At 71.6% G+C, this 12,356-nt stretch carries 10 protein-coding genes; 6 read left to right on the top strand and 4 right to left on the bottom strand.

Annotation, left to right across the window (positions count from 1 at the left end; all coding sequences use genetic code 11):
• Positions 1 to 111: 111 nt before the first annotated feature.
• Genes ACSP50_RS38205 through ACSP50_RS38190 form a run of 4 tightly spaced genes read left to right on the top strand, consistent with a single transcriptional unit; the run spans position 112 to position 5,628 of the window.
• Positions 112 to 1,221, top strand: a complete 1,110-nt coding sequence (locus ACSP50_RS38205; RefSeq protein WP_014694691.1) for a DegT/DnrJ/EryC1/StrS aminotransferase family protein — start codon at positions 112 to 114, stop codon at positions 1,219 to 1,221.
• Entirely contained in the window at positions 1,218 to 2,219 is a 1,002-nt protein-coding gene (locus tag ACSP50_RS38200; protein WP_014694690.1) for a Gfo/Idh/MocA family protein, read from the top strand. The genes ACSP50_RS38205 and ACSP50_RS38200 overlap by 4 nt, the downstream gene beginning before the upstream one ends.
• Complete coding sequence (locus tag ACSP50_RS38195) at positions 2,219 to 3,559, top strand: glycosyltransferase (protein WP_014694689.1); 1,341 nt, start codon at positions 2,219 to 2,221, stop codon at positions 3,557 to 3,559. The genes ACSP50_RS38200 and ACSP50_RS38195 overlap by 1 nt, the downstream gene beginning before the upstream one ends.
• Positions 3,556 to 5,628, top strand: a complete 2,073-nt coding sequence (locus ACSP50_RS38190; RefSeq protein WP_014694688.1) for a glycosyltransferase family 4 protein — start codon at positions 3,556 to 3,558, stop codon at positions 5,626 to 5,628. Before ACSP50_RS38195 ends, ACSP50_RS38190 begins: the two co-directional genes overlap by 4 nt.
• Before the next feature lie 95 nt (positions 5,629 to 5,723).
• On the opposite strand, the gene ACSP50_RS38185 is transcribed toward ACSP50_RS38190, so the two are convergent.
• Positions 5,724 to 7,385 carry a glycosyltransferase family 1 protein gene (locus ACSP50_RS38185; protein ID WP_014694687.1) on the bottom strand — a complete coding sequence of 554 codons (1,662 nt, stop codon included), beginning with the start codon at positions 7,383 to 7,385 and terminating at the stop codon, positions 5,724 to 5,726.
• A 141-nt stretch (positions 7,386 to 7,526) separates the two neighbouring features.
• Here ACSP50_RS38185 and ACSP50_RS38180 point away from each other — a divergent pair, with 141 nt between their 5' ends.
• On the top strand, positions 7,527 to 9,065 hold the full coding sequence (locus ACSP50_RS38180) for a glycosyltransferase family 4 protein (protein WP_014694686.1): 1,539 nt from the start codon (positions 7,527 to 7,529) through the stop codon (positions 9,063 to 9,065).
• Here the strand turns inward: ACSP50_RS38180 and ACSP50_RS38175 are convergent, their stop codons facing one another.
• Together ACSP50_RS38175 and ACSP50_RS38170 are read right to left on the bottom strand one after the other, a co-directional pair.
• Complete coding sequence (locus tag ACSP50_RS38175) at positions 9,066 to 9,566, bottom strand: hypothetical protein (protein WP_043512991.1); 501 nt, start codon at positions 9,564 to 9,566, stop codon at positions 9,066 to 9,068.
• The gene (locus ACSP50_RS38170) at positions 9,563 to 10,204 is read right to left on the bottom strand and encodes a bifunctional 2-polyprenyl-6-hydroxyphenol methylase/3-demethylubiquinol 3-O-methyltransferase UbiG (protein ID WP_014694684.1); all 642 of its coding nucleotides are present in this window, start codon (positions 10,202 to 10,204) and stop codon (positions 9,563 to 9,565) included. The genes ACSP50_RS38175 and ACSP50_RS38170 overlap by 4 nt, the downstream gene beginning before the upstream one ends.
• 236 nt (positions 10,205 to 10,440) lie before the next feature.
• Here ACSP50_RS38170 and ACSP50_RS38165 point away from each other — a divergent pair, with 236 nt between their 5' ends.
• Positions 10,441 to 11,724: a nucleotide sugar dehydrogenase gene (locus tag ACSP50_RS38165; protein ID WP_014694683.1), complete on the top strand. Its 1,284-nt coding sequence runs from the start codon at positions 10,441 to 10,443 to the stop codon at positions 11,722 to 11,724.
• Between the two features lie 44 nt (positions 11,725 to 11,768).
• Here the strand turns inward: ACSP50_RS38165 and ACSP50_RS38160 are convergent, their stop codons facing one another.
• The gene (locus ACSP50_RS38160) at positions 11,769 to 12,293 is read right to left on the bottom strand and encodes an acyltransferase (protein WP_014694682.1); all 525 of its coding nucleotides are present in this window, start codon (positions 12,291 to 12,293) and stop codon (positions 11,769 to 11,771) included.
• Positions 12,294 to 12,356 lie beyond the last annotated feature (63 nt).

Raw genomic sequence — 12,356 nt, 5'->3', positions numbered from 1 at the left:
GCGCCGCCGACGACGCGCGGCCGACGCCATGCCACCATCGAACCAACGGGCGTCGTTGCGGGGAGTGACGCGTCCCTCCGCAAACCTCACTCTTGTTCAGGAGGATCGCCCATGACGGGCTCCCAGCCTGCCATTCCCGCCGCTCGCCCCGTGATCGGTGAAGAGGAGATCGAGGCCGCGGTCCGAGTGATGCGCAGCGGCATGGTGATTCAGGGCCCGGAGGTCGCGGGCTTCGAGCGTGAGTTCGGTGAGCTGGTCGAGGGGCGTCACTGCGTGGCGGTCAACTCGGGGACGTCGGCGCTGCAGCTGTCGCTGCTGGCGCTCGACCTCAAGCCGGGCGACGAGGTGATCGTCCCGTCGTTCTCGTTCGCCGCGTCGGCCAACGCGGTCCGGCTGGCCGGCGCCACCCCGGTGTTCGCCGACATCGACCCGGTGACCTTCTGCATCGACCCGGACGCGGTGGCCGCGGCCATCACCCCGCGCACCGTCGCGATCATGCCGGTGCACCTGTACGGCCACCCCGCCGCGATGGACCGGATCATGCCGCTCGCCGAGGCGCACGGCCTGCAGGTGATCGAGGACGCCGCGCAGGCCCACGCCGCCGGCCTGAACGGCACCCCGGCCGGCGCGTTCGGCCTGGCCGGCTGCTTCAGCTTCTACCCCACCAAGAACATGCACTCGCTCGAGGGCGGCATGATCACCACCGCCGACGCCGAGTTCGCGCGCAAGCTGCGCCTGCTGCGCAACCAGGGCATGGAGCAGCGGTACCAGAACGAGATCGTCGGCGCGAACATGCGGCTCACCGACGTGGCCGCGGCGATCGGCCGGGTGCAGCTGGGCAAGCTGGGCGGCTGGACCCGCAAGCGGCAGGAGAACGCGGCGTACCTGAGCGCGAACCTGACCGGGGTCACCGTGCCGGCCGTCGGCGAGGGCGTCGAGCACGTCTTCCACCAGTACACGATCCGCTTCGCCGGGGACCGGGACGCCTTCCAGGCCGCCCTCACCGAGCGGGGCATCGGCAACGCGGTGTACTACCCGATCCCGATCCACCGCCTCCGGCCGTACCTGACCGAGGACGGCCAGGTCGGCCCGTGGAAGCTGCCGGAGACGGAGAAGGCGGCCGCGGAGGTCGTCTCGCTGCCGGTCTTCCCCAGCCTCACCCAGGAGGACCTGGACCGGATCGTCGTGGCCGTGAACGAGGCCGCGGCGGTGGCCGCATGAGCGGGCTGCGCGCCGTTCTGATCGGGCTGGGCGCCATGGGGCGCAACCACGCCCGGGTGTTGTCCCTGCTGGACGGGGTCGACCTGGTCGGCATCCTGGACCCGGCGCCCGGCGCGACCGGCCCGCACGGGGTTCCGGTCGTCGCCGAGCTGGACGAGCTGCTCGCCCTGAAGCCGGACTACGCCGTGGTGGCCTGCCCGACCGGCCTGCACGAGGAGATCGGCCTGCGGCTGGCCGCCGACGGCGTGCACGCCCTGATCGAGAAGCCGCTGGCGCCCTCGGTCGAGGCGGCCGAGCGGCTGGTCGCCGCGTTCGAGGCGAAGGGCCTGGTCGGCGCGGTCGGTCACATCGAGCGGTACAACCCGGCGCTGCAGAGCCTGCGGACCCGCCTGGAGGCCGGCGAGCTGGGTGACATCTACCAGATTGTGACCCGGCGGCAGGGCCCGTTCCCGGGCCGGATCGCCGACGTCGGCGTGGTGATGGACCTGGCCACCCACGACATCGACCTGACCGCGTGGGTCACCGGCAAGCCGTACGAGCAGGTCGCCGCGCAGACCGTGTCGCGCAGCGGCCGCCCGCACGAGGACATGGTCTCGGTGGTGGCCGGTCTGTCCGGCGGCGTGGTCGCCAACCACCTGGTGAACTGGCTGAGCCCGTTCAAGGAGCGGTCCACCGTGATCACCGGCGAGCGGGGCAGCTTCGTGGCCGACACGCTCACCGCCGACCTGACCTTCTACGCCAACGGCGCGTTCGGCACCGAGTGGGAGGCGCTGCGCGCGTTCCGCGGCGTGGCCGAGGGCGACATGGTCCGCTACGCGATCCCGAAGCGTGAGCCGCTGCTCGTCGAGCACGAGCGGTTCCGGGACGCGGTGGAGGGCAAGCAGAGCGACATCGTGTCGCTGCGCCAGGGCATGCGCACCGTGCAGGTGGCGGCGGCGGTGCTGAAGTCCGCACGCGAGGGCATCACCGTTCCCGTGTTGCCGGCCCAGGGCGAGTGATGACCGGCAAGTTCTCGGAGTCGCGCCCGCCCCGGGTGCTGTACCTGTCGTTCTACTTCCCGCCGAGCCGGGCGAGCGGCGTGTTCCGCGCCCGCGCGACCGCCAATCACCTGGCTCAGGCGGGCTGGGACGTCACCGTGCTGACCGCGCCCCGCGAGTTCTTCGAGTACCACCTCGAAGGCGCCGCGGACCCGGCGCTGGAGGCCACGGTCGACCCCCGGATCCACGTGGAACGACCCCCGATGAACACCTACAACTACGAGCACGACGTACGCCGGTTCAGCACGTTCCGCCGGATGTTCCCGAGCGTGGCGAGCCGGCTGTACCAGGAGTCGCAGAAGCGGATCTTCGGCGAGCACTACATCGGCTGGGTCCCCGGCGTGATGCGCACCGCCGTGGCCCGGCACCGCAAGGCCCGCTTCGACCTGGTGCTCGCCACCGGCAACCCGTTCGTCTCGTTCGCCGCCGCGCACTATCTGGGCAAGCTGTTCCGGATCCCATACGTGGTCGACTTCCGGGACGCCTGGACCTTCAACCAGTTCACCGAGGAGATCCGCTTCCCCGAGGGCGGCCTGATGATGAACTGGGAGGAGCGGGTCCTGCGGGACGCCGGCGAGATCGTCTTCGTGAACGACGGCATGCGGCGGTGGTACCAGGACCGCTACAAGTTCGCGGCCGACCGGATGGAGGTCGTCCCGAACGGCTGGGAGCCCGAGCTGCTCGGCCGCCCGGACTACCGGCCCAGCGACCCGAACCGGCCGCTGCACTTCAGCTACCTCGGCACGGTCACCCCGTACCTGCCGCTGGAGGTCCTGGTCAACGGCTGGAAGCTGGCCCGCCAGCACCCGCTGCTGGCCGACGCGAACCTCGACATCCACGGCCACCTCGGCTTCTTCCCGCACGAGGCGGCGGCCATCCGGCCGCGGCTGGGGGAGAGCCCGGACACCGGTGTGGTGTATCGCGGCGCGTTCTCCAAGACCGAGGCGGCCGAGGTCTACGCGAAGACCGACGGGCTGGTCTTCTGCGTGCCCGGGGCGAAGTTCGTGACCTCGGGCAAGGTGTTCGAGTACATGGCGACCGGCAAGCCGATCGTCTCGGTGCACGAGCCGGACATCGCCGCCGCCGACGTGCTCACCGGGTACCCGCTCTGGTTCCACGGCCGGAAACTGGACGCGGACAACGTCGCCCAGTCGTTCATCGCCGCGGCGAAGGCGGCCCGGGACCTGGACCGGCCGACCTTCGAGACGGCCCTGCAGCACGCCGACCGGTACACCCGGGAGGCCACACTGACACCATGGGAGCACCGCTTGCGAGCGCTGGCCGAGGGCGGACGACGATGAGCGACGGTCACCGGTCGGTCGTCTACGTCGCACTGGGCGAGTTCCGGATCCGCGCCGCCGTCACGCTGACCGCGGAGTACGCCGCGGCCGGCGCGAAGGTGACGCTGTTCGCCGGGCGGATCCCGGAGTGGAAGGACGTCAAGGCGCCGGCCGGCGTCACTTTGAAGCGGGTCGGTGACAAAGCCTGGCCGGAGATCCGCGAGGCGCTGGCCGGGGCGGATCTGCTGATCGCCGGTGACCCGCCGGCGATGCCGATCGTCGACCTGGCCCGCAAGGAGTTCCCCCGGCTGACCGTGCGGACCGACCCACAGGGCGATCCGGAGCGCCGGCCCGCGCCGGCCGACCTGGCCATCGTCACGCCGTGGTACCCGTCGCCGAACGACACCTTCGCCGGTTCGTTCGTCAAGGCCGCCGCCGAGACGGTGCAGGGGCAGGTGGGCAGGGTGTCGATCCTCGCCACCGACCACTGGTTCTACCCGCCGTGGCGGATGGTCGGGAACATGATCGACATCACCATGCAGCGGGAGCTGAAGCGCTTCGGCGGGGTCACCGTGCAGGACACCCCGGAGGGCGAGCTCACCCGGGTGATCGCCCCGCAGCCCCGCAAGCAGCCGTACGCGACGTGGGCGAACGAGCAGATCCGCCGGCTGAGGGCGGCCCTGCCCACCGGGCGGATCGAGGCGCCGCTGGTGCACGCGCACTCCGGGCACTTCGGCGGCGTGATGGCGGCCGCGCTGGCCCGCCCGGACGCCCGGATCATCGTCACCGAGCACGCCACCTTCCTGCGCCAGGTGTTCGCCCAGCCCAAGGCCCGCCAGCAATACCTCGACATGCTCGCCCGGGCGGAGACCCTGCTCTGCGTCAGCTCCTCGCTGCGCGACCAGGTCGCCGAGGAGTTCCCGTACTACGCGCACAAGCTGCGGGTGGTGCCGAACCCGGTCGACTTCGAGCACTTCGCGGTCCGGCCCGGCATGCCCGAGGCGCCCCGGCGCTGGGTGTACGCCGGCCGGATGGTGGAGCACAAGGGCGTGATGACGCTGGTCGACGGCTTCGCGCTGATCGCCGCGGAGGACCCCTCGGTCACCCTCACCCTGGTCGGCGAGGGCAAGCTCGAGGACGACCTGCGCAAGCGGATCACAGAGCTGAAGCTGACCGACCGGATCCAGCTGCGCCCGGCCGTGCCGCCGGAGCAGATGGTGGCCCTGCTGCACGAGCACGACCTGCTGGTGCACGCCAGCCAGCTGGAGACGTTCGGGATGACCATGGTCGAGGCGGTGGCCACCGGCACCCCGGTGCTGGTCGCCGCCAGCCAGGGCCCGGCCGAGACCCTGGAGGGCCTGGACGGCATCGCCGGCCGGCTCTTCCCGGTCACCAAGAAGCCCGAGGTGCTCGCCGAGGCCTGGCGCGAGCTGCGCGACGAGTGGTCGAAACTGGACCTGCCCCGGGCCCGTGCCGAGCTGCACGCGCGGTACGGCTTCGAAGCGGTCGGTGAACAGCTGCTGGACATCTACCGCAACCCGGCCCCGGCCGAGGCCGCGGCGCCGGTCCCGGTGCCGGCCGAGGACCCGGCCGAGCGGATCATCGTGGTGGCGGTCCTGCCGTCCCGTCCGGCCCGCACCCGGGACTTCGTCAAGCGGGCCCGGGCCAAGGGGTACGGCGTCGACCTGATCGTGCCGGACCCGGCCAAGTGGGCCCGCGAGGCGGAGGATCCGGGCATCGTGGTGCACGGGATCGGCACCGAGGAGGACCCGCCCGGCGTGGTCATCCGGCCGGCCCCGATGACCGGCTCGGCCGCCGCGCTGGCGCTGACCCGCACCGTGCAGGGCAAGGCGCGCACGCTGCGCACCAAGGTGGCCGCCAAGGTGGGCAAGCCGACCGCCGCGGTCTTCCGCCCGCACACCAAGTGGCTGGCGACCAGGTCGATCCTGCCGGCCATCGATTTCACCAGGGTGAAGCGGGTGGTGGTGAACGGGGTGCAGGGCGAGCGGATCGGCTGGCAGATCGCCCGCCGTCACCCGGGCCTGGAGGTCACCACCGCGTTGCGGCTGCCGGGCGACAAGCACGGCTGACGGCAGCGGAGTCTGAGCGGCCACGGGCCCGGCTCACGACGTACGAAAAAGGGATCGCCGGTCTTGAACCCGTCAGGACCGGCGATCCCTTTTCGTCAGTTGTCGAAGAGGCGGTCGTACTGCTGCTGAACGACCGACCAGTCCCAGGTGGAGAGCGCATGCCGGGTCGCCGCGGCGCCGGTCTCCTGCCAGATCTCCTCGGTGGCGGTGTGCGCGAGGATGCGCTGGACGGCCTCGTCGACGGTCTCGACCATCCAGTCGGCCGGGAAGATGCTGCGGGCGCTGTGTGCCCGGCCGGCGAAGAACGGCCAGTCGCGGACCACCGGGACGGCGCCGCTGGCCGCGCCCTCGATCACGCCGAGGTGGAAGCTCTCCCGCACCGAGGCGCTGAGGATCACGCCGATCCCGGTGAGCGCGCCGGCCACGTCGTCGGTCTGCCCGAGCCGGCGGACCGCCCCCTGCGCCTCGAACTCGGCCAGCTCGCGCACGTACTCCCGGTGGTAGGCGGCCGCCTGCGGGCTGGGTGAGCCGTCCAGGTCGGCGCCGACCAGCAGGAGGTTGTAGCGGTCGTCGTGCCTGCGCAGCTCCCGCAGGATCGCGAAGGTCCAGCGCGGATCCTTGGCGATCCGGCTCTGACCGATCTGGGCCAGGGTGAACCGGGCTTCCGGCGTCTTGGGCCGGGCGAACCGGTCGAGCCGGGCCGCGTTGGTGAGCACGTGCAGCCGCGGGCCGCCCGGCTCGGTGATCCGCGGCGCCACGTCCCGGGTGTAGTCGAGCAGCGGGTCGGAGACGAAGACGTAGTCGTCGATCCGGGAGTAGTCGATCAGGTGCGGGAACATGGTGAACGCCTCGAACAGGTGCAGCCGCACGATGATCCGGGTGGTGCCCGGGTCGACCATGCTGACCAGCGCGGCCTGCGCCACCGACCACTCGACGAAGACGGTGTCCGCCCACTCCAGGTCGGGCTGGATCCACTCGCGGATCTTCTCCCCGTACGCCGGGTCGCCGCCGAGCAGATGTTTGATCATGAACGGGATCCGGACCAGCTTCGCCTTCTCCTCGTCGGCGAGCAGGCTCAGCGTGCGGACCTCGTGATCGGGACTCGCCGCGTACCGGTCGCGGATCTCGCCGAGGAAGTTCTCGTTGCCCCGGGTGACGAACAGGATCCGGTGCGGCCGGCCGGCCGGCGGCGGGACGGCCGGGGTGAGCCGCCCGTGCGCCGTGGCCATCGTGCGCCCGACCAGGCTGAGGTGCAGCGGCGCGAGGAACTCGGCCGGCTGCGGCGCCATCGGCGAGGTCATCCCGTCGAAGTGGACGGCCCGGTGGAACAGCAGCTGCAGCACCTGGAAGACGGACCGGGTGGCCGCGTCGAAGTCCTTGCGGAGCAGCAGCTGGTCGGCGACCGCGAGCTCGGCGGTGACGGCCTCGGTGAGAAAGTCCGGGATCCGGCCGGCGTCCAGCTCGTCCTTGGCGGCGGCCATCATCCACTCGGCCCGCGACCGCGGCTCGCGCAGAAGCTTGGCGACCCGCAGCCGGGTCGCGGCGGCCTCGGCGGGCAGTCCCAGCGTGCTCAGCTTGCCGGCGATCCGGCGGCCCAGGGCGCGCCGCTGGCGGTCGCTGAGCCCGGGCGCGGTCAGCAGCGCCTGTCCCGCCTGCCGGCCGCGCGGCATGCTCAGCGCCTTGCCGACCACCCGGTTCCCGGCCTTCTTGGTGAATCGCTTGGCGCTGGTGACAGCCGACTTCAGGACCTCGGTCATGCGGAGTGTGCGCCTCTGCCTCGGGGACGGGAGATCGGTGAGCCAATCTACGCTACCCGGAGCATCCGGCCTTACTGACCTTCAGTAGCGTGGATTGCTAAGGTCTGCCCCCTCCGGCACACGAAAAAAGTAGGAGTCTCCATGGGTTCGGACGAGGCCCGCCGCATCGTCATGCTCGTCGACAACGGCGTGAACGGCGATTCGCGGGTGCAGAAGGAGGCACGTTCCGCGGCCGAGGCCGGCTGGGACGTGACGCTGCTCGGCCGTTCGCCGGACGACAAGGAGCACACCTGGATGCTCGGCCCGGCCCAGGTCCGCCTGGTCCCGGTGCCGTTCCACCTGGACAAGCGGCCGCACGAGTTCCGCCGCCGCTGGGTGATGGCGCCGCTGGCCTACCCGCAGAACGGGGTCGCCGAGCAGCGCGGCCAGTGGGTCAAGGCCTGGCGGGCGAACCTGACGATGGACCGGCTGGTCAGCCCGGGCGGTGCGCGGGAGATCTCGCGCAAGGTGCAGTGGCAGGCGTCCCGGGTGGTCAACAAGTGGGTGTCGGTCCGCCAGCGGCAGACGAAGAAGGCGGCGCGCGCGCGCAAGACGCTGGACACCCCGAGCGACAAGCTCTACACCTGGTTCTGGAGCACGGTGCAGGGCCCGCGCGCCTGGCGCCGGCTGGAGCCGCAGCTGTGGGACTGGGAGCTGGCCTTCGGCCCGGTGCTCGACAGGGTCAAGCCGGACCTGATCCACGCCAACGACTTCCGGATGCTCGGTGTCGGCGCCCGCGCCAAGATCCGGGCGAAGACCCGGGGCCGGGACGTCAAGCTGGTCTGGGACGCGCACGAGTTCCTGCCCGGCGTCCGGCCGTGGACCAACCACGCCCGCTGGCGCACCGCCCAGATGCTGCACGAGGCGGAGTACGTGCCGTACGTGGACGCCGCGATGACCGTCTCCGACGACCTGGCCGGCATGCTGCAGGAGGCGCACCGGCTGCCCGAGCGCCCGGCGGTCGTGCTGAACACCCCGGCCGCCGAGCACGCCCCGGCGGACGCGGCCGGCACCCCCCTGCCCGACCTGCGCGAGCTGTGCGGGATCGGCCCGGACACGCCGCTGATCGTCTACAGCGGGGCCGCGTCGATCCAGCGTGGCCTGGCCGTGATGGTCGAGGGCCTGGCCCGGCAGCCCGGCGTACACCTGGCCCTGGTCACCAACAACCACAGCAGCGGGTACATGGGCGGGCTGCGCAAGCGGGCCACCGCGCTGGGCATCTCCGACCGGGTGCACTTCCTGCCGTACGTACCGCACTGGCAGGTGGTGCCGTTCCTGGCCGCGGCCACCGTCGGCGTGATCCCGATCTTCCACTTCCCGAACCACGAGATCGCGCTGATCACCAAGTTCTTCGAGTACTCGCACGCCCGGCTGCCGCTGGTGGTCAGCGACGTGCGCACGATGGCGTCCACGGTCCGGGCCACCGGGCAGGGCGAGGTGTTCACCTCCACCGGCACCCCGGAGACGCAGGCGCCGCCGGCCGACGTCGACGCCTACGTGCAGGCCGTGCAGAAGGTGCTGGACGACCCGGAGCGCTACCGGGCGGCGTACGACAAGCCCGGCCTGCTCGACGGCTGGACCTGGGACGCCCAGGCCCGGGTGATGAACGACGTGTACCGTCGCCTCCTGCCCGAGGCCTAGCTAGGACCGCTGCGTGCGGCTGACCAGGTCGGTGAAGGTGTACTCGCCGGTCAGCCGCAGCAGCGCGGGCAGCCCCGGCGACTCGCCGTCCAGCGTGATGGGCGAATCGTCGAGGTACGACCGGAGTGGCGCCAGCCGGTCCACCCGGGCCGCCACCACGGCGCAGTGCACGCCGTGCCGGTGCGCCCGATCGACCGGCACCGCCTGCAGCACCTGACAGCCGGCCGCGACCAGCGGGTCCAGCAGCAGGTGGTAGGGCAGCTCGGCGATCGGCCAGCCGAGCAGCAGCAACAGCCGGCCGCCCGGCGGCAGCGCCGGCACCCCGGGGAACGGGCTGGCCGGGCCGGCGAACACCACGGTCAGCGCCGCGGGCGGGTCGGCCCGCTCCGGCTTCTCGAACGGGAACAGCGCCGCGAACAGCTCCTCGGACCCGCCGGTGTAGAAGACCGCGGGGCCCCCGCCGGCCAGCGCCGGCAACTCCTTGATCAGCATCGGGGTCACCCGACCCGGGTGAACGCGTGGAAGCCGATGACGCTGGCCCGGAAGTCGTAGGGTTGCCATCCGTCGTACCGCAAGCCGAGTCCCTCCAGAAGTGGCCGGTAGCGCCCCGGCCCACGCAGCACCTGATAGTTGCCGAAAGCCTGGTCGTGGCCGGCGTCCCAGTCGGAGAGCACCAGCCGTCCACCGAGCCGGACCAGCGACGCCAGGTTGCGCACCGAGCGTTCCCACTCGTCCTCGTCGAGGATGTGGAAGAGCACGTCGATGCTGAACACCACGTCGTACAGCCAGGGGTTGCGCCAGCCGGACAGCGAGGACCGGTGGAACCGGGGCCCGCCGCCCTCCGCCTCGGCGTGCTGCAGAGCGGTGAGGCTGCCGTCGATCGCATCCACCCGGTGGCCGAACCGGACCAGCTCCCGACTGAACCAGCCCTTGCCGCAGCCGGCGTCCAGCAGGAAGAGCGGGGCGACCGGCGACGACTGGAGTCCGATCAGGTCCATCAGCAGGGCCAGCCGGCGCATGTAGAACATCCGGTTGGTGGCCTCGTCGAACGCCATGTGGCCGCCCGAGCGGAGGTCGCTCTCCCGCTCGTGCCGATCATCCCAGTACGCCGATGCCTCGGAGCCGCTCAGAAGCGTCATGACCGATCAATGTACGCCTCAGCCGTCACTCCGGCAGCCTTGGTCACCGTGGGTGAGGCGGCGGTGAGTCCGCGTGATGGCCGGACGCGGGTTCGATGCGCTACCGGCGTGGCCTACGCTTCACTACGGTCACCGTCAACTGGACGACCGCTCGCTGCTCACGGTGACGGTCAACAAGTTCGGGGCGAGACGAAGCTGTACCGGCGCTAGCCCCGCCAAGGAGGAAAGCTTTCCGTATGAAGATCTGTGTCGTCGCCCTGGGCAAGATCGGGCTGCCGCTCGCCGTTCAGTTCGCCTCCAAGGGGCACACGGTGATCGGCGCCGACGTCTCCGAGCCGACCGTGCGCAAGGTGAACGCGGGCGAGGTCCCGTTCCCGGGCGAGGCCGACCTGGACGTGAAGCTGAAGGAGGCGGTCAGCGCCGGCCTGCTCACCGCCACCACCGACACCGCGGCCGCGGTCGCCGAGTCCGAGGCCGTCGTGGTCGTCGTCCCGCTGTTCGTGGACGCCGACGGCAAGCCGGACTTCGGCTGGATGGAGTCGGCCACCAGGGACATCGCCCGCGGCCTGCGCCCCGGCACCCTGGTCAGCTACGAGACCACGCTGCCGGTCGGCACCACCCGCAACCGCTGGGCGCCGCTGCTGCAGGAGGGCTCCGGCCTGGTCGCCGGCGAGGACTTCCACCTGGTCTTCAGCCCGGAGCGGGTACTCACCGGTCGGGTCTTCGCCGACCTGCGCAAATACCCGAAGCTGGTGGGTGGCGTGAACGAGGCGTCCGCCGCGCACGGCGTCACCTTCTACGAGGCGGTGCTGGACTTCGACGAGCGCGCCGACCTGCCGCGGGGCAACGGCGTCTGGGACCTGGGCAACGCCGAGGCGGCGGAGCTCGCGAAGCTGGCCGAGACCACCTACCGGGACGTCAACATCGGGCTGGCCAACCAGTTCGCGCGGTACGCCGACACCCTGGGCATCGACGTGAACCTGGTGATCGACGCCTGCAACACGCAGCCGTACAGCCACATCCACCGGCCGGGCATCGCGGTCGGCGGGCACTGCATCCCGGTCTACCCGCGGCTCTACCTGTGGAACGACCCGACCGCCACGGTGGTCCGGGCGGCCCGTGAGGCCAACGCCGCGATGCCGTCGTACGCGGTGGACCTGCTCGCCGCGGCCGTCGGCGACCTGGCCGGGCGCAGCGTGCTGGTGCTCGGCGCGGCGTACCGGGGTGGCGTCAAGGAGACCGCGTTCTCCGGCGTCTTCCCGACCGTCGAGGAGCTGAAGCGGCGCGGCGCCACGGCGTACGTGTCCGACCCGATGTACACCGCGGAGGAACTCGAGGCGCACGGGCTGCCGGCGTGGGGCGGCGAGGCGGTGGACTCGGCGATCGTGCAGGCCGACCACGCCGAGTACCGGACCCTCGGCCCGGCCGAGCTGCCCGGCGTCGAGGTGGTCGTGGACGGCCGGCGGGTCACCGACCCGGAGCGGCTCGGCTCGATCCGCCGCGTGGTCATCGGCGGCTGACGCGGCGCGGAGGCTCCCGGCGACGGGAGCCTCCCGGTCCCGCCTTACGGGCGTCGCTCCGGATCCCGGCTGACGATCTCGCCCTTCTCGTCGACCCAGCCGGCGGGCCGTGCCGGGTTGCCGCGCACCAACTGGTACGGCGCGACGTCCTTGGTGACGACCGACCCGGCCGCGATCATCGCGAACTCGCCCACCTCGATGCCGCAGACCAGCGTCGCGTTGGCGCCGATCGACGCGCCGCGGCGGATCAGGGTCGGGGTGATCGTCCAGTCCGGGTTCTGCGCGCGCGGCCGCAGGTCGTTGGTGAAGACGACGCAGGGGCCGACGAAGACCTCGTCCTCGATGGTGACGCCCTGGTAGACCGAGACATTGTTCTGGATCTTGACCCGGCTGCCGACCACCGCGTTCGCGTCCAGGTAGACGTTGCGGCCGATCACCGTGTCGTCACCGACCGTCGCGCTGGAGCGGATGTGGGCGATGTGCCAGACCTTGGTGCCGGCCCCGATCCGGGCGCCGTCCTCCACGTCCGCCGAGGGGTGGATGAACGGCTCGTTGGTGTTGGTGTTCATGCGAACCAGTGTCGCCTCCCCGAATTCCGGCTGGTGAACCGGATGGCGACCAACGGGCTACTG

This window comes from Actinoplanes sp. SE50/110, from assembly GCF_900119315.1.
Lineage (GTDB): Bacteria > Actinomycetota > Actinomycetes > Mycobacteriales > Micromonosporaceae > Actinoplanes.
This window is presented reverse-complemented; position numbering and strand designations above follow the sequence as displayed.